This window comes from Pedobacter sp. 22226 (assembly GCF_052045455.1).
Classification (GTDB): domain Bacteria; phylum Bacteroidota; class Bacteroidia; order Sphingobacteriales; family Sphingobacteriaceae; genus Pedobacter; species Pedobacter jeongneungensis.
The window spans coordinates 120,529-142,645 of sequence record NZ_JBQEPB010000010.1; the positions used below are offsets into that span (position 1 = coordinate 120,529).

21 protein-coding genes and 1 pseudogene are annotated in these 22,117 nt (G+C 38.9%); 7 read left to right on the plus strand and 15 right to left on the minus strand.

Annotation, left to right across the window (positions count from 1 at the left end; translation table 11 throughout):
- Nucleotide 1: 1 nt before the first annotated feature.
- Nucleotides 2–1,029 (minus strand): annotated as a pseudogene (locus tag ACTJKC_RS21375) (DUF6588 family protein).
- Between the two features lie 102 nt (nucleotides 1,030–1,131).
- Here ACTJKC_RS21375 and ACTJKC_RS21380 point away from each other — a divergent pair.
- Both ACTJKC_RS21380 and ACTJKC_RS21385 read left to right on the plus strand, forming a co-directional pair.
- Nucleotides 1,132–2,160: an RluA family pseudouridine synthase gene (locus ACTJKC_RS21380; protein ID WP_440795134.1), complete on the plus strand. Its 1,029-nt coding sequence runs from the start codon at nucleotides 1,132–1,134 to the stop codon at nucleotides 2,158–2,160.
- A gap of 3 nt (nucleotides 2,161–2,163) precedes the next feature.
- The gene (locus tag ACTJKC_RS21385; protein ID WP_440795136.1) at nucleotides 2,164–3,003 is read left to right on the plus strand and encodes an aminotransferase class IV; all 840 of its coding nucleotides are present in this window, start codon (nucleotides 2,164–2,166) and stop codon (nucleotides 3,001–3,003) included.
- Nucleotides 3,004–3,259: 256 nt separating this feature from the next.
- Here ACTJKC_RS21385 and fmt read toward each other — a convergent pair whose 3' ends face one another.
- Entirely contained in the window at nucleotides 3,260–4,168 is a 909-nt protein-coding gene (gene fmt / locus ACTJKC_RS21390; RefSeq protein WP_440795138.1) for a methionyl-tRNA formyltransferase, read from the minus strand.
- 91 nt (nucleotides 4,169–4,259) lie between these two features.
- Here fmt and ACTJKC_RS21395 point away from each other — a divergent pair, with 91 nt between their 5' ends.
- Entirely contained in the window at nucleotides 4,260–5,303 is a 1,044-nt protein-coding gene (locus ACTJKC_RS21395) for a DNA topoisomerase IB (protein WP_440795140.1), read from the plus strand.
- A 33-nt stretch (nucleotides 5,304–5,336) separates the two neighbouring features.
- On the plus strand, nucleotides 5,337–7,184 hold the full coding sequence (locus ACTJKC_RS21400; RefSeq protein WP_440795142.1) for a PAS domain-containing sensor histidine kinase: 1,848 nt from the start codon (nucleotides 5,337–5,339) through the stop codon (nucleotides 7,182–7,184).
- A gap of 36 nt (nucleotides 7,185–7,220) precedes the next feature.
- Here ACTJKC_RS21400 and ACTJKC_RS21405 read toward each other — a convergent pair whose 3' ends face one another.
- Together ACTJKC_RS21405 and ACTJKC_RS21410 are read right to left on the minus strand one after the other, a co-directional pair.
- Nucleotides 7,221–7,427 carry a hypothetical protein gene (locus tag ACTJKC_RS21405; RefSeq protein ID WP_147229336.1) on the minus strand — a complete coding sequence of 69 codons (207 nt, stop codon included), beginning with the start codon at nucleotides 7,425–7,427 and terminating at the stop codon, nucleotides 7,221–7,223.
- A 257-nt stretch (nucleotides 7,428–7,684) separates the two neighbouring features.
- Nucleotides 7,685–8,953, minus strand: a complete 1,269-nt coding sequence (locus ACTJKC_RS21410) for an exo-beta-N-acetylmuramidase NamZ family protein (RefSeq protein WP_440795145.1) — start codon at nucleotides 8,951–8,953, stop codon at nucleotides 7,685–7,687.
- A 160-nt stretch (nucleotides 8,954–9,113) separates the two neighbouring features.
- Between ACTJKC_RS21410 and ACTJKC_RS21415 the strand changes: the two genes are divergently transcribed.
- A complete protein-coding gene (locus ACTJKC_RS21415) occupies nucleotides 9,114–10,343 on the plus strand; it encodes an ABC transporter permease (RefSeq protein ID WP_440795147.1) in 1,230 nt (409 codons plus the stop codon).
- A 93-nt stretch (nucleotides 10,344–10,436) separates the two neighbouring features.
- Here ACTJKC_RS21415 and ACTJKC_RS21420 read toward each other — a convergent pair whose 3' ends face one another.
- Nucleotides 10,437–10,883 carry a hypothetical protein gene (locus ACTJKC_RS21420; RefSeq protein ID WP_440795148.1) on the minus strand — a complete coding sequence of 149 codons (447 nt, stop codon included), beginning with the start codon at nucleotides 10,881–10,883 and terminating at the stop codon, nucleotides 10,437–10,439.
- Nucleotides 10,884–10,924: 41 nt separating this feature from the next.
- Entirely contained in the window at nucleotides 10,925–11,719 is a 795-nt protein-coding gene (locus ACTJKC_RS21425; protein ID WP_440795150.1) for a tRNA pseudouridine synthase A, read from the minus strand.
- A gap of 74 nt (nucleotides 11,720–11,793) precedes the next feature.
- Between ACTJKC_RS21425 and ACTJKC_RS21430 the strand changes: the two genes are divergently transcribed.
- Entirely contained in the window at nucleotides 11,794–12,177 is a 384-nt protein-coding gene (locus ACTJKC_RS21430) for a YchJ family protein (protein ID WP_440795152.1), read from the plus strand.
- On the opposite strand, the gene ACTJKC_RS21435 is transcribed toward ACTJKC_RS21430, so the two are convergent.
- The 7 genes from ACTJKC_RS21435 to mnmD form a co-directional block, all read right to left on the minus strand.
- Nucleotides 12,172–13,296, minus strand: coding sequence for an ATP-binding protein (locus ACTJKC_RS21435; protein ID WP_440795154.1), 1,125 nt, complete (start codon nucleotides 13,294–13,296; stop codon nucleotides 12,172–12,174). The two genes, ACTJKC_RS21430 and ACTJKC_RS21435, sit on opposite strands and share 6 nt — an antisense overlap.
- A gap of 75 nt (nucleotides 13,297–13,371) precedes the next feature.
- Nucleotides 13,372–14,178 (minus strand): nucleoside triphosphate pyrophosphohydrolase, encoded by an 807-nt coding sequence (gene mazG, locus ACTJKC_RS21440; RefSeq protein WP_440795156.1) that lies wholly within the window; start codon nucleotides 14,176–14,178, stop codon nucleotides 13,372–13,374.
- 19 nt (nucleotides 14,179–14,197) lie between these two features.
- Complete coding sequence (locus ACTJKC_RS21445) at nucleotides 14,198–14,647, minus strand: DoxX family protein (RefSeq protein ID WP_440795157.1); 450 nt, start codon at nucleotides 14,645–14,647, stop codon at nucleotides 14,198–14,200.
- 4 nt (nucleotides 14,648–14,651) lie between these two features.
- Nucleotides 14,652–14,948, minus strand: coding sequence for a hypothetical protein (locus tag ACTJKC_RS21450; RefSeq protein ID WP_440795159.1), 297 nt, complete (start codon nucleotides 14,946–14,948; stop codon nucleotides 14,652–14,654).
- A gap of 1 nt (nucleotide 14,949) precedes the next feature.
- Nucleotides 14,950–16,059: an AI-2E family transporter gene (locus tag ACTJKC_RS21455; RefSeq protein WP_440795161.1), complete on the minus strand. Its 1,110-nt coding sequence runs from the start codon at nucleotides 16,057–16,059 to the stop codon at nucleotides 14,950–14,952.
- 80 nt (nucleotides 16,060–16,139) lie between these two features.
- Nucleotides 16,140–17,087 (minus strand): aldo/keto reductase, encoded by a 948-nt coding sequence (locus ACTJKC_RS21460; RefSeq protein ID WP_440795163.1) that lies wholly within the window; start codon nucleotides 17,085–17,087, stop codon nucleotides 16,140–16,142.
- Nucleotides 17,088–17,357: 270 nt separating this feature from the next.
- The gene (gene mnmD / locus ACTJKC_RS21465) at nucleotides 17,358–18,023 is read right to left on the minus strand and encodes a tRNA (5-methylaminomethyl-2-thiouridine)(34)-methyltransferase MnmD (RefSeq protein ID WP_440795165.1); all 666 of its coding nucleotides are present in this window, start codon (nucleotides 18,021–18,023) and stop codon (nucleotides 17,358–17,360) included.
- 167 nt (nucleotides 18,024–18,190) lie between these two features.
- Between mnmD and ACTJKC_RS21470 the strand changes: the two genes are divergently transcribed.
- Nucleotides 18,191–18,529, plus strand: coding sequence for an MmcQ/YjbR family DNA-binding protein (locus tag ACTJKC_RS21470; RefSeq protein WP_440795167.1), 339 nt, complete (start codon nucleotides 18,191–18,193; stop codon nucleotides 18,527–18,529).
- Nucleotides 18,530–18,627: 98 nt separating this feature from the next.
- Here the strand turns inward: ACTJKC_RS21470 and ACTJKC_RS21475 are convergent, their stop codons facing one another.
- Both ACTJKC_RS21475 and ACTJKC_RS21480 read right to left on the minus strand, forming a co-directional pair.
- A complete protein-coding gene (locus ACTJKC_RS21475) occupies nucleotides 18,628–19,407 on the minus strand; it encodes a DUF2625 family protein (protein WP_344850453.1) in 780 nt (259 codons plus the stop codon).
- Between the two features lie 301 nt (nucleotides 19,408–19,708).
- Nucleotides 19,709–21,742 carry a M13 family metallopeptidase gene (locus ACTJKC_RS21480; RefSeq protein ID WP_440795169.1) on the minus strand — a complete coding sequence of 678 codons (2,034 nt, stop codon included), beginning with the start codon at nucleotides 21,740–21,742 and terminating at the stop codon, nucleotides 19,709–19,711.
- Between the last annotated feature and the right edge of the window lie 375 nt (nucleotides 21,743–22,117).

A 22,117-nucleotide genomic window follows, 5' to 3' on the forward strand; every position in this document is an offset into this window, starting at 1 on the left:
ATTATTTACCAATACCTAAACCAATCCCCGCATTAACCATGCTGTATTTGGCTTGTGTATATGAACCGTAAAATTTAAAGAAACCGAATTTTAACTGAAAGCCTAAACTTGCCCTAATGCCATCAATATCAGTTTGTTTAACTGAAACCGGATCAACATAAGTTGCCGAAGTTGTCGCACTGGTTGCAAAACGATAAGTACCGAGCGCTTTTAAATTGGTATTGGAAGTTTGATAACCCACACTTACAAATGGCGTAAAAAAGAGAATCTTTTTAGAAACAATGGCATCAAAATTTACACCGTTAAATTTAGCGTCAATGCGTTGATCTGAATTTCCGGTATTGTCGATATCTAAAGGCAAAGTGTATTTATACTGGGTAAAACCACCTGCTATGGCAATATCTACTGGAATTAATTTTTCTGTTGATCCCATAATTAAAGGTAAAAGTTCCACTTTAGCACCAAAACCGATCATTGATAAACTTCCTAAATCACTACCGATTTTTATTTTAGGCATGGCCCTTAAAGTAATATCGATATTTTTGGGCAAACCTAAAGTAGCCTGAATCTGGGCAGATGGCACAACATGAAAGCCCACGCCCTGTGGCAGGTTGAAAAATTTACCAGTAGGGATACCGTTGCTGGTGTAAATTTCCATTTTACCACCTTCACGGTCATCGCCAAAAGCAGTTGGTCCGATTGAAGAAGCGCCCGGAGCAGGTTTGATGTTACTTAAACCCAGGGTATTTACATCATAACTTCTGGCCGATTGGGGAACAAAAGCAGCGGAGGCCGAAACCTGACATCGAACTTTAAAAAACCTTTTGATTGGGCAGTGTTCGACCAGCCATCGGTTAAACCGAGCCCCAAGCCTTTATATAAAGGATCGAAATAAGCATTAACCAGTTTTGTCGCATCTGCCGGACCGCCTACAAACAGGCCTCCAACATCTTGCTGCGCACTCGCTTTTTGGGCCATTACCAATAAAAATAAAGCCGCCAAGGCCTCTAAAGAGTAGTATTTTTTCATATAAATGATTTAGGATGATTTGATTGTATTAAAGATAAGCCTCTTTTTCCGAAAACTGCAATCATTAAAAAATTCTTGAAGTTAAAAGTTTATTTTTGCCCCATGGAAAATGTGGTCGAATTGCAGGAATCAGAAGAGCAGGAATTATATGAACATTTAAAAATCATTGTCGATAAGGGGCAGTCTTTGCTGCGCATTGATAAATTTTTGATGGTGCGTGTAGAAAATGCCTCGCGAAACCGTATTCAGAATGCAATCGATGCGGGTAACGTTCTGGTAAACCGGAAACAGATTAAAGCGAGTTATAAGGTTAAGCCTTTTGATGAGATTTCGATTGTTTTGCCACATCCGCCACGCGATACCGAGGTTTATCCGGAAGATTTGCCGCTTGATATTATTTATGAAGACAGCGATCTTTTAGTAGTAAACAAGGCTGCCGGAATGGTGGTGCATCCGGGATTTAACAACTATACCGGAACGTTGGTTAATGCTCTGGCCTTTCACTTTGAACAATTGCCTCAATTGCCCGGCAATGATGGCCGACCGGGTTTGGTGCACCGCATTGATAAAGATACCTCGGGTTTACTGCTGATCAGTAAAAACGAAAAGTCGATTACCCATTTAGCCCGCCAGTTTTTCGATCACAGCATTACCCGTAAATACATTGCGTTGGTTTGGGGCGATATCGAAAATGATGGAACAGTAACCGGTTATATCGGCCGCAGTGCGAAAGACCGCCGTGTGATGGATATTTACGACGATGAAGAAAAAGGCAAATGGTCGGTAACGCATTATAAAGTATTAAAGCGCCTGGGTTATGTAACGCTGATCAGCTGTGAGCTTGAAACCGGCCGTACCCACCAGATCAGGGCACACATGCAGCACATTGGTCACCCGCTTTTTAACGATGCGATGTATGGTGGCGATAAAATTTTAAAAGGCACCACTTTTAATAAGTACAAGCAGTTTGTAGATAATTGCTTCGAATTGTTGCCCCGTCAGGCTTTGCACGCACAAAGTTTAGGTTTTATTCATCCCACTACAAAAGAATATATGTACTTCGAATCTCCATTGCCGCCCGATTTTAAAGCGGGCTTAACCAAATGGGAAAATTATATCGTTACATCATAAAATATGCTTCAGGAGTACCTCTTATTTAATGATGAATTTCAGGCAGCTGATGTTCCATTTTTAACGGCTGCCAACAGGAGCTTTAAATTTGGAGATGGCTTGTTCGAAAGCATGCGGATGATTAACAATAAGCTGCAATTCGCTGATTTACATGCCGACAGGCTTACTGCCGGAATGAAAGCGCTTAAAATTGATGGTCATGCTTTAATGGACGATTATTTTTTGCGTCAAAAAACGGCTGATCTTACTAAACGCAATAAATGGAACGGCAATATCCGCTTCCGCCTTTCCGTTTACCGGGGAGGCGCCGGTGTATATACGCCCGAAATTAATAAAGCCGGTTATGTTTTAGAGGGGATTCCTTTAAAATCATCAAATTATGAACTCAATAGCAAAGGCTTAATTATTGATGTTTATGACGAAATGACCAAACCGGTGAATAAGCTATCGAATTATAAAACAGCCAATGCTTTACTTTACGTGATGGCCGGACTTTTTAAAAGCCAGAACCGTTTGGATGAGGCAATGATCCTGAACCAACATGGATTTCTGTGCGAAAGCATCAGCGCCAATGTTTTTGTGGTATATAACAAGCAGATTTATACCCCGTCACTGGCCGAAGGCTGCGTAAGTGGTGTTATGCGTACAGCCATTATGCAATTATGCAAAATGAACGATATGCCTTTAATCGAAGCACAGATTAATCCGGAGATTTTAAAAGAAGCTGAAGAAGTTTTCATTACCAATGCCACGCAGGGTATCCAGTGGGTAATGGGTTATGGCAGAAAGCGCTATTTTAATGAAGTTTCGAAATTTTTGAACGAAAAATTGAACGCCTTTTAGTTCATTGGTTCATTTGCCGTTGGTTTATTCGTCAGGTTAAGCGGTTAATTTATGCCAAACTTAAAATTACAAGCGGTCATTTCGAGCGAAGTGCAACAAAGTCGAGAAATCTGTTTAGATAGATATCTCCACTTCGCCATGCTCCGGTCGAGATGACAACTTTTTTTTGAATTTCTTCGCGTCAAGACTCCAGACTAAGAACTTCTGACTATTGCGATAAATCCACGCTAAACACCAAACGCTCTCCTCCAACGCACTACAACCTCATTCCCCTTAAAAAATCTTCGATCAGCATTCGTTTTTTGCCTTCGTATTGGATATCCAGCAATTTGATAAATCCATCTTTAGCCGCAAATTTTAAATAGGTTTTACCATCAGTTAAAAAACCACCGGCTGCAATACCCGGTTCCCTATCTTCGAGTTCTGCCTTAAATACTTTTAAAGTTTTATCATTAAGCGCAGTAAAAGCTGTTGGGTATGGACTTAAACCGCGGATTAAATTGTGAATGTGCTGTGCACTATTGTTCCAGTCGATTTTGCAGTCTTCCTTAAAAATCTTTGGTGCATGTTTTAAATCATCGCTTTGCGGCTGCGGTTGTTCTTGTACTTCACCTGCTTCAATGGCGTGGAGGGTTTTTACCAGTAAATTTGCACCAACAACCATCAGTTTATCGTGCAGGTCTCCTGCGGTTTCATCATCTGCAATGGCCACACTGTCACTCATAATGATATCACCTGTATCAATTTCCTCCTTAAGGAAAAAGGTAGTAACACCGCTTTCTTTTTCGCCGTTAATAATGGCATGATTAATCGGTGCTGCACCACGGTATTGTGGCAATAATGAGCCGTGTAAGTTAATGGTTCCTTTGGCTGGCATGCTCCAAACCACCACCGGTAACATCCTGAATGCCACTACAACCTGCAGATCGGCCTGGTATGATTTTAACTTCTCAATAAATTCGGGATTCTTTAGTTTTTCGGGCTGCAAAACAGGAATTCCTTTTTCTACAGCGTATTTTTTTACAGCACTTTCGTTCAGTTTCTGGCCACGGCCGGCTGGTTTATCTGGTGCAGTAACCACGGCAACCACATCAAAACTGGCTTGTACTAAGGCATCTAAAGAGGCTACAGCAAAATCGGGCGTACCCATAAAAACTATTTTCATAAAGAAAGTGTTGTGTTTCTAAAAATAACGTGATACCCACGTTAAAGTTTTGCAAAATAACTAAAAATAAACCCATACTTATAGGTAAAAAATGGTACAAGGCAAAGATGTTGTTAAAGCAAGTGGATTGGTGTACGTAACTGATGCCATGCCTGGTATTTACCGTAAAGGCAAACCAGGTAAATTTTATTACGAAGATAAGGAAGGAAAAAAAATAACCGAAGAAAAGCACCTCGAGCGGATAAAAACGTTGGTTATTCCGCCTGCGTGGCAAAACGTGTGGATTGCCAGTAAACCCAATGCCTACCTGCAGGTTACCGGGATTGATGCAGCAGGCAGAAAACAATATAAATACCACAACAAATGGACCAGCCGCCGGTCGGAAGATAAATATTTCCGCTTGCTGGAATTTGGAAAGGCTTTACCCAATGCCAGAAAAAACCTGGAGAAGGACCTCCGCCGCAAAGATTTTGACGAACGCAAAGTACTCGCCATTTCGGTTGACGTGCTCCAAAAAACACTCATTCGTGTGGGTAACGAAAGTTATAAGCAGCTTTACGGCTCTTTTGGCCTTACAACGTTACGTGATAAACACGTAAAAATCAACGGCAGTAAAATTACCATGGATTTTATAGGTAAAAAAGGTGTTCAGCAGAAAGTAGAACTGAATGACAGGTCTCTAGCTAAACTGGTTAAAAAATGCAGAGACATTCCGGGGCAGGAATTATTTCAGTTTTATACTCATGGAAAAGAACATAAAAGCATCGACTCGGGCAAAATAAATAATTATATCAGAGAAATTACAGGCGATGATTTTACCGCAAAAGATTTCAGGACCTGGGGCGGTACACTGGAAGCTTTGCGCCAGTTTTCGAAATGCAGCGCCGATGAAAGTTTTAATTTAAACTCTAAAAAGGCTATTATAACTGTTTTAGATTGCGTTGCCAAAAAATTAGGAAATACAAGAGCTGTGTGCAAGAGTTCTTACGTATATCCTTTATTGCTTACCGCTTACGAGAACAATGAGTTAGGTAAATACATGAAAAAGATGAACAACAATAAAGTAATCGGAAAATTAGCTCTGGCGCATGATGAGAAAGTATTATTGTCGTTTTTGAAAGCGAATAGTAAATAAAAAACCCGTTATATTTGTTTTTTTATCCTCTATATGCAAATTAATCTTGACGATAACGCCACCGTTTTTTATACATTGATCGAAGAATCTCCAATGCCAATTGCATTATATGTTGGAGAAAAGATGGTAATTAAAGTTGCCAATAAAGCAATGCTTAAAGCATGGGGAAGAGATAATAGTGTTATCGGACAAGAACTTGCTATTGCACTGCCTGAACTAAAAGACCAGCCATTTTTAGGAATTCTGGAAGAGGTACGCCTCACCGGTGTTGCTTACGAAACCAAAGAAGACCGCGTATTGCTGATCAATGATGAGATACTGCAAACTTTCTATTTTGATTTTATTTACAAACCTTTAAAAGATGATAACGGACAAGTTTGGGGTATTGTTAATAATGCAACCGATGTTACTGAACTGGTAAATGCCAGGTTAAAAGTAAAAGCAAGTGAAGAACTTTTTCGAAAAATGATTCAGGATGCCCCGGTGGCCATTGGTATTTTAAGAGGAGAAAATTTTGTAATAGAGCAGGCAAACGAAGACCTGCTGAAATTGTGGGGAAAAACAAAAGATGTTATAGGGCTCAATTTAATTGATGGTTTGCCAGAACTAAAGGGACAACCCTTTCCCGATTTGCTTGCCCAGGTTTATAAAACAGGTGTAGCCCACTATGGTTACGAAACCATGGCCAGGTTAGAAAGAGAAGGCAGGCTTCAGGATTATTATTTCAACTTTGTATATGATCCGATCCGCGATCAGCACAATGTGGTTACCGGTATCATGGTTGTAGCCAACGAAATTACTTCTTTGGTACACTCGCGTATGGAAATGGCCAAAAGCGAAGAACGTTTCCGGAATTTGCTATTGGATACCCCAATGGCTACGGGCTATTACGAAACAGAAGATATCATCATTTCTTTAGCCAACGATGAAATGCTGCGCTTTTGGGGTAAAGATAAAAGTGTAATTGGCAAACCTATGGAAGAGGCTATTCCTGAATTAAAAGGTCAGCCTTTTATTGGTATTTTAAAAGAAGTTTATCGTACGGGTATTCCTTATCATGCCGATCAGCAGGAAGCTTTATTACCTGTTAACGGTAAATTGGAAAAAGTATGGTTTAATTTTACCTATAAGCCTTTAAGAAATGTAGATGGCAAAGTTTACGCCATTTTACACGCTGCGATGGATGTAACCAAACAGGTGCAGCTGCAACAGCAAAAAGATGAGTTTTTAGGAATCGCCAGTCATGAACTTAAAACACCTGTAACCAGTATTAAAGCTTATGCGCAGGTATTAGAGCGGATGATCAGAAATGATGGTGATGAGAAAAAGGCTTCTATGGTACATAAAATGGACGTACAGTTAAACCGGTTAACCGGCTTAATCGGCGACCTGCTCGACGTGACCAAGATTCAATCCGGTAAAATGACCTTTAATCCCGTAAATTTTGATTTTGATCTTGCTGTGGCGGAAATTGCTGAGGAAATGCAGCACATTAGTGCCAGGCATCATATCCATACCGATTTGCAGGGGCATGCTAACGTTTATGCCGATAAGGAGCGTATTGGGCAGGTAATTACCAATTTCTTATCAAATGCCATTAAATATTCTGCCGACGCCGATCAGGTTGATGTAAAAACTTACACAACAGACAACGAAATTATTTTAAGCGTAAAAGATTTTGGTATTGGCATATCGAAAGAATTACAGCACCTCGTTTTTGATCAGTTTTACAGAGTTGGCGGTCAGCTGCAGCATACTTATCCCGGTTTGGGCCTCGGACTTTATATTTCTTCCGGAATTATAAAAAGTGAAGGAGGAAGGATCTGGGTAGAAAGCGAAGAGGGGCAGGGCGCCACCTTTTATTTTGCCTTAAAAATATAATTCCACTGATCTGAATAAAATCAATGGAATCATCTGCTATTCTTTTGGTGCCTTTTTTATCGGGTGTACCGGTTGTTCTTCCTGTTCGCGCTGTTTAGCCGGATTATTGGTTTTTGGCGCTTTGTTCGGCGTGCTGTCGTTTTCTTTCCTCACCGTTTTATGGTCAACAGGTTCCCTGCCTTTTGGCACTTCTTCCTGGTAATTGCTGCCGGGTTTATCGCTTTTAACTTTTGGACCGCTCATGGTTATAATGATTGAATAAATGAATTTTGAATGTTGTAAGTTTATAATGTTGTAAAGTTTAAGGTTGTAATGTTGTAAAGTCTAAAACCTCTATTTAATAACAATTCTTAATCTGTTAAGTTTGAAAATATTCTCATCAGCGGCATTTCCTCATTCAATCAATCCCTCATTCTCTCATTCAATCAGTTCTTCATTCAATCAGTCCCTCATTCTCTCATTCAATCAATCTCTCATTCAATCATTCTTTCCCTCAATCCTTAATTATACAGCAAATATTTTTTACGCATCGTTTTATAGGCACTTAATCCCGGTTCCCAGCTTGCCCGTATTTCTGCTTCGCTTTTTCCGTCAATTACCTGCTGTCTGAAATCGCCCACACCAACCAGTCTTTCAATTGTACCCATTTCTTTGCTCAGTTTGGTGTTAAAGAAATCTTCTTTTCGTGGCGATGCTTTGTAAAGTTCAATTAACCAGCTGATGTTTACCTGTTTTGATTTTATCAATTCTGCAGTATCGTAATTTCTCAGATCCAGGCCATAACAAACCTGATCCTGGAATAATGGTGTTTCCGACATGCCTTTTATGCTTTTTGGCGTAAAACTGAAATCAAATTTACCTTTAAGATATGGCGCCCCAACTATGGTAAAAGGAAACATCGTACCACGGCCATGGTTTAAATAAGTACCTTCGAATAAACACGTAGATGGATAAAGTAAAATAGCCTGCTGTGTATTCAGATTTGGAGAGGGTTTAACAGGTAAAACATATTCCATATCGTGGTTGTAATTCGCATTTTTAATAATCGTGATTTTACATTTCACTTTGTCTTTTAGCCAGCCCTCGCCGTTTAACATCTGTGCATATTCGCCAACGGTTAAACCATGCGCAATTGGGATGGGTTGTACACCTATGCCCGATTTAAATTTTGGGTCTAAAATTGGTCCGTCTATTAAATAACCGTTCGGGTTCGGGCGATCTAAAATCAGCAATGGTTTGTTGTTTACCGCACAGGCTTCCATTACATGCTGTAACGTATTAATGTAAGTGTAAAAACGTACGCCCACATCCTGGATATCAAAAACCATCACATCAATATCGGCCAAGTCTTCAGCCGTAGGCGTGCTGTGTTTGCCATAAAGCGAAATGGCCTTAATGCCTGTTTTTGTATCTACATCATCATTAACGGTAACGCCAGCGCTCGCATTGCCTCTAAAACCATGTTCAGGGCCAAATATTTTCTGGATTTTGATGCCGCGTTTTAAAAGGCTGTCAACCGAGGTTTGCTCACCTATAACCGAAGTAGGATTTACCACCATGCCCACACGTTTGCCTTTTAATAACGGAAGGTATTTTTCGGTCTGTTCTGCTCCCGTTTTCAAGGTTGATGGCAATTTTGGCGTCCTGATCATCAATTTTCTATTTTCAGGACTTTTTTTGCCAAGAGCTTCCTGTTCAAGTGGTTTTGGCTGTCCACAGGCAGATAATGCAATTAAGCTGGTTAAAGCAAAGCTGATGTATTTTTTCATTTTTTTATGATTCTAATCTTCCGGTAATTACAGCAAAACAATTTACCCTGTATTTTGATTTATGCTATTGGGATTTGTGCGAGCTGATCTTTAAAGTTGGTTATTTATTTCCAAAAATGCCATTTTTAAAAAGGAATTGAGCATTTTTGTTACTTAACAATTGATTAAATTGAATTTCGAATATTTCATAGCAGGGCGGATAGCCATTAAATCTGAGCGTACTTTTTCTAAACTGATCGTTCGCATTGCAATAGCAGGCGTAATGCTAAGCCTCGCTGTTATGATTCTTTCCATTGCCATTATTAAAGGCTTTAAAACCGAAATTCAGGATAAAGTGAGGGGATACCTGGGTGATGTACAGATTACCCGTTACGACCTGAACAATTCTTTCGAACATTCGCCCTTTGTATTGGATGCGGAAACCCAAAAAATGCTCAAAACCAATAGAGATATCGAGTTTTATTATCCTTTCGCTACCAAACCCGCCATTCTTTCGGCCAATAGTGAAATTGAAGGCATTAATTTTAAAGGGGTTGACAAAAGCTATAAATGGGATTATATCAAACAGCATATCATCAGCGGTACAATTATCGATTTTTCTGATAGTACAGCTGCCATGCAGGAATTGTTAATTTCAAATTACACCGCTAAGCGCTTAAAACTCAAAACCGGCGATGATTTTATCATGTACTTTGTTCAAAACCAGCTCCGTCCGCGAAAATTCAAAATCGTTGGTGTTTATGATATCGGGGTAGAAGATATTGATAAGGGATTTGTTTTGGGCAACCTGAACATTATCAAACGTTTAAATAACTGGCAGCCAAACGAAATTGGTGGCATCGAAATCAGGATTAAGGATTTTAACAAGCTAAAACCCGTTGCCGATAATATTTACGAAAAACTGCCGCGAAACTTACGTTCCTATTCTATTGAAGAAAATTTCCCGAATATTTTTACCTGGCTGGGTTTACTTGATGTAAATACAAATGTGATCCTGAGTTTGATGCTGATTGTTGGCGTTATAAACATGGTTACGGCACTGTTGATTATGATTTTAGAACGTACCAACATGATCGGGATGCTAAAATCATTTGGGGCCAGCAACTGGAGCATCATGAAAATTTTCCTGTACAATTCGGCTTATCTCATTGGAATTGGCCTGCTTTTAGGCAATATTTTAGGCTTAGGACTTGGTTTTTTACAGCAATCTACGCATATATTTAAGCTTAATCAGGCATCATACTTTTTAGCTTACGCACCGATAGAATTTCACTTTATGGATGTATTGCTGCTTAACGTAATTACGGTGGTAGTGTGTTTAACCGTTCTGATTATCCCTTCACTTTTAATCAGCAAGGTTTCTCCGTTAAAGGCCATCAGGTTTAAGTAATTCAAAAAAAACTTGGGTCACCAGGCAGATCAAAACCCGGTGCCCAAGCAAACCTAAACCTAAGCTCTTTTTAACTCAATTTATATTGGTGTGTTAATTGGTTCTCTTTAAAATATACTCGTAACTCATTGTAGCGTATGAGGTTGCCGGATCGATGTTTGTTTGTGGTTTCGATCTTCTTTTCAATGTTAAATCTGCACCGCTGCTTCTAATATCATATTCGCCGTTTAATATCATGCCCCAATCAAAATCTGCCGTCCAAACACCTTCATCAGCAAAATAGCCGATGCCGTTTTTAAAATTATAAGTGCCTTTGCCGCTTAATGATTTTAGGGTAGAGCCAACATCGGATGTAATATTAAATTTGCCGTCTTTTAACGAAATCGAAACCTGACGGGTTACCGGAACCGATTTCGCACTATTGCTGATTACCAGTACACCGGTGTAATTGCCATCCATTAAAACATCAACACTTGTTGGTTTCTTGCAGCCGAAACACAGGCAAATGGCAAATAAAAGCATGCAGATTTGAACTTTCATACCCCTTAAACGGGATTCAAAATGAAAACGCTACAATAAATTTAAATCCAGTCTGTTTCTTGTATGCTCTGGATAAATTCGGTACGTGGCTCGAGGTTTAGGTAAGGATAAGTCACTTTCGAAAGGTACAAGCCTGTTGGATGGGCGGGCAATGATAGTTTGGAGGGTTTTAAGCTGATCAGTTCACTTTCAAATTCATCAAGGCTAAGTTCTCCTTTACCAACCATTAACAGTTTACCCATAATAATGCGGATCATTTTACCCAAAAAGCGGTTGCTGGCAATGTGAAACCTGAACCGGTTGCCTGCAGGATTTACCAATAAACGGGCTTCCATTACATTACAGATGGTATGTTCGTATTTATCCGGATGGGTGCAAAAGGCCTTGTAATCTTTATATTGGGGTAAGAGTTCTACAACGGCTTTCATTTTATCAAAATCGAGATTATTGAGCTGATAAAAAGAACTTTGCGTACTTAAAAAGGGATCTTTACAGGTATGTACAAAATAATCGTATTTACGCTGTACGGCATCGAACCTTGCATGGGGCTTTCCTTCCATTTTAATAATGTCGAATACCGCAATATTATAGGGCAATGCTTTGTTCAGGATGTAAAGCAGGTCGAAATCAATTTCTTTTTCAATATCGGCATGGAAAAAAAACTGACTTGCATGTACATGTGCATCTGTGCGGCCACAGCCATTAATGGCAATCGGCGATTTTAGGATTTTAGAAAGCGTTTGTTCAATAACTTCCTGAACGCTTTTAACCCCGGGTTGTTTTTGCCAGCCACTGTAGTATTGACCTTGATATGCAATATGGAAGAAGTATCTCATTATTTCGGTGCAATTTTACGGAAATTTTAGCAGCAGGAATATTAAATCCTATTTTTGCGGGGTAAAATTTAATCATGGATTTAATAAATTGTCCTTGCGGAAGCGGCATTACCTTTCAGCATTGTTGCCAGCCTTACCATTTAAAAGTGAAAACTGCACCAACTGCCGAGGCTCTAATGCGGTCGCGGTATTCGGCATTTGTAATGGCCAATGCCGATTATCTTTACGAAACTACACATAGCAGCAAAAGAAAAAACCATTCGAAAAGCGCTTATTTAAACAGTGCAAAAAATACCAGGTGGCTTAAGCTCGAAATTATTTTTTCGGATTTTGATGTGGTGGAGTTTAAAGCCTATTACCTAAACAAAAAGTTCCAGACCGAGGTATTACATGAAAAATCTAATTTCAGGCTAGAAGACGGTAAATGGTATTATGTGGATGGGGATTTTTATTTATAACAAAAACTCAGTTACATTATCCGGTGTAATTACTTTAGTTTCAGCATTTTCATAGGCATCTAAAAATGTTTTTGGAAATTTCGTATTAACTTTTGGATTCCATTTAATTTCATAAGCGCTCATTAATCCGTTTCTTTCTTCAATATAATCTATTTCCTGCTGGGCATGTGTACGCCAAAAATATTGGTTACAGTTAATTTGTTTATAAGCAAGAAACTTAACCCGCTCACTAATGACGAAATTTTCCCAAAGTGCCCCAATATCCTGTCTTAATACCGCCGGACTAAATTGATTAATCACAGCGTTTCTGATTCCATTATCGTAAAAATAGATTTTTCGACTTTTCTTTAGTTCATTTCTTAGGTTTCTACTTAAAGATCCCAGTCTGAATACAATAAATGCCTTTTCAAGCAGATCGATATATTTCTCTGTTGTTTGATTATCCAAACCTGATAATTGGCCCAGTTCGTTGTATGATACTTCATTACCAACCTGAAAAGCTAAAGCCTGGATTAATCTCTCCATCTTATCTGGTTTTTGTATCTTCTCCCAGGTTAAGATATCTTTATATAGGTAACTATCTGATAATTGTTTTAACCGTATTTCTTCTCCGCCAGGGTTGTTTACAATTTCTGGATAGTAGCCATAAACCAGGCGATGATGTAATAATCTTTTTTCGGTAAGTAAGCCATGCTCTTCTACCATTTCTCCAAACGAAAATGGGAACAGATTATACTCCCATTTCCTGCCAGTAAGCGGTTCATTGATATGGTTGGCTAACTCAAAAGCTGATGAGCCTGTAGCGATTACCTTTACATCTTTAAGCTGATCAATAATTAATTTAATAGACAGACCGATATTATCAATTCGTTGTGATTCGTCTATTACCAGTGTTTTTGATTTTCCAAGTAGAGCACGTAACGATGTAGAGGTGGTATTATTAAGTATTGTTCTGATATCTGCATCATCACCATTCCACCACATAACCGGTTTGGTAAATTTTGAAGACAATTGTTGGATGAGCGTACTTTTTCCAGCTTGCCTTGGACCTAAAAGTATGATTGCCTTTTCATCTTTCAGGTGTTTTTGAATGGAATTGGATATTGCTCTTAAAATCATATTCGCAAATTTAATATAAATTTTGCGAATGGAATCGCAAATTTCATGTAAATTTTGCGATTTTACTCCTTTTAGCTATAATTTCTTTGCTTCATTCCAATATACATCCATTTCTGAAAGTGTCATATCAGCAAGGGCTTTACCATTTTCTTTGGCTTTACTTTCAAGGTACTGGAAACGTTTAATAAACTTCTTATTGGTTTTTTCCAGGGCGTTTTCTGGATTGATATTGATAAACCGCGCATAATTGATCAATGAAAAAAGTACATCGCCAAATTCTGATTCTGCTTTTTCGATATCAATTGCTGTATGATCTGCAACATTAAATTCGGCTTTAAATTCCTGCAGTTCTTCTTCTACTTTTTCCCAAACCTGGTTTTTATCTTCCCAATCGAAACCCACGCCACGGGCTTTTTCCTGTATGCGTGCCGCCTTAACCAAGGCCGGTAGAGAAGAAGGAACACCTGCCAGTACCGATTTATTGCCTTCTTTCAGCTTAATCTGTTCCCAGTTGCGTTTTACATCTTCCTCGTTTTGTACTTCAACATCGCCATAAATATGCGGATGGCGGTTTACCAGTTTATCGCAAACCCCATTTAAAACATCGGTAATGTTAAAATCGTTCGTTTCTGAAGCAATTCTTGAATAAAACACCAGGTGCATCATCACATCACCAAGTTCCTTTTTAATTTCATCTAAATCGCCCTCTAAAATGGCGTCGCTTAGCTCATAGGTTTCTTCTATGGTTAGGTGGCGCAAGGTTTCCATGGTCTGCTTTTTATCCCATGGGCATTGCGTACGCAAAGTATCTAAAACGGTGAGTAAGCGTGTAAAAGCATCGGCCGGATTGCTGGCGCTGGCAGGAATTGGATTGTTTGGCATGTTTTATTATTGAGGTAAATTATCGGACGCTAAAATACCAAACCCAGCCGATTAAGAAAAGCTGAAAAGGTATCCTGAACCATAAATATTTTGGTCCGGGGCCGGGTTTGTACAAGTCTTCATAATTAATGCGGTGTTTAGCCGCATAAATATTGGCTGGTAAAATGGCCAGAAAAAAGATGATCAGTGCAATTCCTGTGTAATACCGCGTATTTTCTATTGCTAAGCCGATGGCAAATAAAATTTCGAGCACACCTGTAAGAAGCACAATTTCTACCTTTTTAGGGATAAATAAAGGAATCATGGCCGCCATGCTGGTTTTAAACTTAAAATGCCCGATGGCTGTAAAAAGCAACATTACACCCATAGCAATATTGCCTGCAAAAATATTTCCTTTATCAAAGGTTGTGTGACTGCCAAAAGTTAAAAGTGCCACATATACCAGGAGTAGTACAAATAAAGGTTTCATTAAATTATTTTATCAGGTTAAATGCAATTAAGATGGTTGCTATAAACAATATCACCAGGCCTGATAAAAATATAAAATCTGCTGTTTTTTCCAGCCGCTGACTTGAAGTTTTTATCCTTCTCATAGCGATAAAGGATAAAATACAGCTGGTCATAAAAAACATCACGGCCGCTACGGCAAATTCATCAATTAATGAACCATCGGTAAGTGCCAGCTTTTTTAGGGAAGTGAGCACGATAAAGCAGATCCCCTGCAAGTTTGCAGAAGTACTTAAAATATGTGGCGATCTGTTTTCGGCCATTTTAATCTTTTTCTTCTAATTTAATCTTTTTAGTGATCCGGTAAATGCGTTTCTTTTTATCCGGTTTATGCTCTTCGCCCATTAAAATGCCCCATGGTTTAAGATTATCTACCCGGTCGAAAATGATTTTCAACATCGCCAGGTAAGGGATGCATAAAAACATGCCCGAAATGCCCCAGATCATTTCGCCAACCACAATACCGATAAAGGCAAACAAAGCATTTATTTTTACCTTCGAGCCTACTACCAATGGCATCAACACATTTCCATCTATAGCATGCACACCTACAAAAGCAATTAAAACCAATAATACCTTACCGGCCCCGGCGGTAGCAAAGGTGATTAAACAGCTCACCAATAATGCAAAAAATATCCCCAGGTATGGAACAACATTAAAAATACCGGCTACCAAACCCAAAAGAACGGCATATTTAACGCCTAACAAACTGAGTACGGTAATCATTAATACGGTAACGATCAGCATCTGCAGAAATAAGCCAATGATGTATTTTTTGATGATATACTGGATCTGACTTACAATTTCGGTTACTTTTTCTTTGTGTTCTTCTCTAAAAACAGAAGTTAAAAAGGTAAATAAAACCCTGCGGTAATTTAAAATGAAGAAAGTAAACAATAGTGTGAAACCTAAAAACAACAGGGTAGAAGATAGGGTAGCCAGGGTTGTGGCAACAATTGCAGCGCTTGTAGCCAATGCTTTTTCGGTACTATCATTTAAATAATCAAGCTGTTTTTGCGAGTTTACCCCAAAAGTATGCGAAATCCATTTCTGGAGCTCGTGGTACGAAACATTGGCTTTTTCTTTTAGTAAAGGCCAGTCTGCCCATAAATCGCTCAACTGATTGCCAAAAAAGTAAATGATGCCGCCTATTACGGAAATCATCAGGATTACTGAAACCAGTGTTGATAAACTTCTTTTAAATCTTAACCTGTGTTCTAAAAAATTACATACAGGGAGCAATAAAATTGCCATTAAAAACGAAAAAAGTAAAGGCGCCAAAAGTGATTGGCCTAAAATGGCAATGTAGGTTAAACTTATTAAACAGAAAAGAACCAGTGCCAGTTTGGGTAGAAATGATAGTTTGTCTTTCATAAAATTTTAAATCCTGTTTAATACAAAATGCCCGACTAATTGTTTGATTAATCGGGCATTTAAATATAAGGCATTATTTTTTAATAGCTGCTTGCCTGGTCTAAAAGTGAAATATCTTCAGGCGAGAGTTTTAGGTTTGCTGCATCGGTGAACGATTTTAACTGACTTAAATCGGTAACACTTGCAATTGGAGCCGTAATTGAAGGGTGATGAATTAACCAGGCCAGTGCTACAGAAGCTGGTTCTACCTTGTATTTATCTGCCACCTGATCAAGCGCTTTTAAAATCCTGAAACCACGCTCGTTCAGGAATTTTTTAACACCACCGCCCCGCTGACTTTTATTTAAATCATCTTCACTGCGGTATTTTCCTGTTAAAAAGCCACTTGCTAAAGAATAATAGGTAACTACACCCAAACCATGTTCTAAACAGATTTTTTCGTGTTCCTGTTCAAATTCTTCTTTATCGTAAAGGTTGTAACCAGGTTGATAAACCTCATAACGTGGAAGGTTATGCTCGCTTGAACTCAGTAATGATTTCTTTAACCGATCAGCAGAAAAATTCGAAGCGCCAATCCAGCGTATTTTTCCGGCTTTAATTAATGTTTCGTAAGCACTTAAAGTTTCTTCAACGGGAGTGCTTTCATCATCAAAATGAGAAAAATAAAGGTCAATATAATCGGTTTGTAAACGGGATAAAGAATGTTCTACTTCATTAATGATGTAATCTTTCTTTAACGATTTTCCCTGACCCATATCTGAGCCAACTTTTGTAGCAATAATGATGTCGTGGCGTTTGTTCTGTTTTTTAAGCCAGTTGCCGATAATTGTTTCCGACTCACCACCTTTATTTCCGGGTACCCAGCGCGAATATACATCGGCAGTATCGATAAAATTAAATCCGCTTTCTACAAATTGGTCTAATATCTTAAACGATTTTTGCTCGTCGATTGTCCAGCCAAAAACGTTTCCTCCAAATACAATGGGCGCAATATTTAAATCGGTTTTTCCTAAGGTTCTTTTTTCCATGATACGAATGTTAATGTTATGCTAACAAATTATATAGGCTGAGGTTTTATACAGCGGTCTGAATTATGTCAGGATATCGTAGGTTTTAACCGCAAAGTACACAGAGAGCAAGCGCTGGAGGGCACAAAAGTAAGCGGCTATTTATTCATAATTTTCTTTTGAAATTTTATCTTCCAACTTTCGGAGGGTTAGGAAGAGATTTTAGATAACACTATCTTCTGACTTTCGGACCTCCGACCCCGGACTTTTCCATCTTACATTTTCCATCCTTTACATCTCTTTAACTGCTCTAAGCATCTCCCTTTTCCCCAGTGCACCTGGTAATTTTTCGATGGTAAACCCGCTGGCTTTAACTGCTCTTTTCAATTTCCCTGTAATGGCATAGGTAACAAAAGTTCCCCCTGGTTTTAAAAAACTGCAGGCATGCGCTATAATTTCATCGCTCCACATTTCGGGCTGGTGCTGAACAGAGAAGGCATCATAATAAATGAGATCAAATTTTTGGTCGGTTTGGTATTCGGCCAGGGTGGTGTGCGGTATTTCCAATGTGCAAAGCGCGGTGAGTTTTTGAGGTGCTTTTAATGCATTTGGGTAATTGGTAATAAAATCAGACCAGATCCCTTCCGGAACATAAGCCGAATAACCGGTTTGCTCAATTACTTCACTGGTAAGTGGAAAAGCTTCTAAACTGGTGTAATTGAGTTTAATGTGGTTTGCCTGGCAATATTCGAAACTTAAAATAAAGTTTAGTCCGGTTCCGAAACCAACTTCTAAAATGGAAATTTCTGACCGGTCAGCCGAAACGAATTTTAAACCTGCATCAATAAATACGTGTTTACTCTCCTGTAATGCACCATGTTTACTATGGTAATGTTCGCCAATGGTTTCGTTATAAAGTGTGTTCGAGCCATCAGCAGTAGGAGTAATAATATTCATGGGCTATGATGTATTGATTTTAAAGATATTGGTGCAAATATAGGAACAGGATTGATAAGATTTCAGGATCATGTTTTTATCTTAATACTTGTGTGCCGGTACTTGCGCTTTAGTATTTATCCTTTTACCTTTGATCTTTAAGCTTTCACCTTACATTAAACCCTAACATGGATATCGAATCTTTCAGAGAATATTGTTTAAGCCTGCCGGGCACCACCGAAGGCATGAAATGGGAACATTTGTGTTTTATGATTGAGGAAAAAATCTATGTAATTATCGCTATTGATGAGGGTAACAGTTTTTCAATCAAATGCAATCCCGATGAATTTGAAGAACTTGCAGCCAGAGATGGCATCGCACAGGCTTATCATATGGCGAAAAGGCAATGGATTCAGATCGAAAATTTAGAAGTGCTAAACGATAAGGAATTAAAAAGCAGGGTGGCAGATTCTCGGGCGATGGTTTTGGCTAAATTGCCTAAAAAAACACAGGCAAAATACGCTTAGGTTTTTATACCAGTTTTTCAACGCCAACAGTCAATCAAAGTGCGCATATCTATGGTTTTTGATCTGCGTGATGGTAGCTAATGTGCCGGGCATGGAGGTTATTGTTTTGGCGCCTGCTTTTTCACTTCTTCCTCATTCTTAAACTCTTTCGATTTCATGATGTTGAATTTGTACATATCTTCCGTATTAACCAGTTTTCGGGTACATTTTTCAATATCAGTACCTTCCTGCCATAAGTAAGGGCGGAAACTATAAGTTTTAGAACCATCTAAATTGCCGATAAACTGGCTCCAGGAGTTCCAGCGGAGACCTTTGTAAAATTTAGAAAGATCACTATCGAAACAGAAAACAAGAAACTCACCATAACCTGCACCCAGCGGCTGCCAGGTTAAACTGTTTGGTTCAAGGTAGTACACGTTTTTAATATCTTTACCCAAGCCTCCATAATTAATGGCAAAGAAACCACCAACTGCGTCATCAGCAATTAAGAGGTACGGCATATTATCGCCATATTCTTCAAGCGTTTTGCCTTTATTCCATTCGGCAACGTTGCGGTTTAGTTTTTCGCTGCCCGAACCTAAAATCCTGATCCAGCCATTATCTACTAAAATACCGCCTGTATTATAAATTACCGACCCTAAAGTGGCGTAAGTAGTCATCTGCGCATTATAAAGTACCTCTTTTGCTTTTGCAGAATCAACAGGCAATACTTCAACCTTGTTTTTGGCAGAATCAATCCATTTCTTTACGAGCGGCCAGGCAGGGTCTGTTTTATTAATTAGTGCATCAAGACTAATCAATTTGTTTTCCTGGGCAAAACCTGTTAAAGAAAATAAACTTAAACCAAGGATAAGGAGTGATTTGATTGGGCTTTTCATTGACGGATACTTATGTTTTTTCAAAGATAGAATGATAATTAAGAATTGCCGAAAGGAGTTACATTAATTTTTGGTAAATATTGAATTTGATTTAATGATTGGTTCGTGGCGACACGAACCAAGGCAAATAGTGTTGGGCGCATATATTTAAGTGCAGTTGGATGGTAACATCTGATACTGCTTATAAAACAAAACGTCCCGAAATAATCGGGACGCTTGCAATATAGGGATGATATAAATAATCTTTATGCGGTTTAGGGGAAAGCCTTAAACCCTCCACCTTTAACCTTCTACCTTAATCCTACCACATTCTGATCCTATCCTCTGGTTTTTTATATAATTTATCGCCAGGTTTAACATCAAAAGCATTATACCAGGCATCCATGTTAACCGGAGCACCAATGGTACGGTATGGACCTGGAGAGTGTGGGTCGGTTTTAATTAACTGAGCAGCACTTTCTGGTAAAATATTACCTCTCCAAACCTGTGCCCAGGCTAAGAAGAAACGCTGATCTGGTGTAAAGCCATCAATTTTCTCGTTGCTTTGACCTTGTTTAGTCATTTTGAAAGCTGTATAAGCAGCGTTTAGTCCACCCAAATCACCAATGTTTTCACCCATGGTTAATTTACCGATTACATGTACGGTATCTAATACAGTGTAACCATCAAATTGCTCGCCTAAAGCCTTGGTTTTAGCATCAAATTTAGCTTTGTCTTCTGCTGTCCACCAGTTTTTTAAGTTACCGGCAGCATCGTACTGACTTCCGCTGTCATCAAAACCATGGCTCATTTCATGTCCGATTACCGCACCGATACCGCCATAATTCACAGCATCATCAGCATTTGGATCGAAGAAAGGGAACTGTAAAATCCCTGCCGGGAAAACTATCTCGTTTAAAGTAGGACTGTAATAAGCATTAACCGTTGGAGGCGTCATACCAAAACGTTTACGGTCAACCGGTTTGCCCAACTGATCTACCATTTCGTTATAACCCCAAACACTCGCATTGCGTAAGTTTTGGAAATAAGTGCCTTTGTTGATCATTAAACCATCATAGTTTTTCCATTTTTCAGGATAACCCACTTTAGGAGTAAATGCATGTAATTTAGCCAGTGCTTTTTGTTTGGTTTCAGGACTCATCCATTCTAAACCATTAATTCTGATTTCGAAAGCCTTACGCAGGTTCACAATCATCTGGTTCATACGCTCTTTCGCTTCAGGTTTGAAATATTTAGCCACATAAAGCTGACCCAATAATTCACCAATAGTACCATCAGTTAAAGATGACATGCGCTGCCAGCGTGGAGTTTGCACTTTCTGACCGGTTTGCGCTTGTGTAAAAGCAAAACTTGCCTTCACAAAAGGAGAACTTAAGCTCGATGCCGAACCTTTTAAAATGTTCCATTCCAAATAAGTTTTCCAGTCTTCAACCGGAACCGATTTCAACATGCCATCTAAGCTAGCCATAAATTTAGGCGACGAAACCAAAACCGTATCCTGGCTTTTAATTTTAAATTTAGGCAGGTAAGTTGTCCAGTTAATATCCGGTGTTTTTTTATTTAACTCAGCAACAGTAAGTTTGTTGTAGGTTGCATAAGGATCACGCATTTCCAAACGGCTCATCTGCGCTTCAGCGAACTGTTTTTCAATTTTGTAAACCGTTGCTGCTTTTTGTTTCGCCTCTTCAGGAGAACTTCCTGTTAAGGTAAACAAGGTAACCATGTAAGTATTATATGCATCGCGGATTTTAACACTACGGGCATCATCTTTCAAATAATAATCACGATCGGGTAGGGTTGTACCGCCCTGACCAATGTTAACCATGTATTTATTAACGTTTTTACGGTCCTGGCCAACACCTAAACCGAACATTCCGCCGCCTAAACCATTGGTTCTCATGTAAGCTACCTGGTCTAAAACACCTGGAATATCTTTAATCTGTTTCACTTTTGCCAAATCAGCTTTTATTGGTGTGTAACCTAATTTTTCGATGGTTACGCTGTCCATTGCAGCCGTGTAAAAATCGCCAACCCTGCGTTTTACTGAGCCGGCAGGTGCCGATTTATCTGCAGCAGCATCTTCTACCAAAGATTTTACCGCATTGATATTAAAATCGCGAAGCTCGTTAAACGAACCCCAGCGTGTTTCTTTAGCAGGAACAGGATTGTTTTTTACCCACGTACCACTTGCGTAGGTGTAGAAATCATCGCCTGGCTTAACGGATAAATCCATATTGGCAGGATCGATAAATTTTTTTGTTTGTGCATTTGCAGAAAAGCCAGCAGCGACTATACCCAGTGCCGCAAAATATCTTTTCAAATTTTGGTATTTCATTCGCTTAATAAGTTAGTATTTACTGCGAAATTTATGAAATACAAATCAATACTGGAACAATATAATAAGAATATTACTTGTTAAACCAATAGTAGATTTTTGCCAGGCCGAGCCGCCTGATCAATTCGGATGCTGAAAATGAGATTTTAATAGATTTCATGATTTTTAAATCTTTTATACACTATTAACATTTTTTAACAAATTTTATTGTGCGCTTGTAAAAATTATTGCTATTAAGAATGATTCGGGATAAACCATTTAATTTTCCATAAATTTGGTTTTTATAGATTAGAAAATGAGTGTGCAGCGTTCCATCGGATTTTTTAGTCCCGCCATCCGCTGTAGCCCCGAAGAAAAACCGGGGGCTGTCGCTGC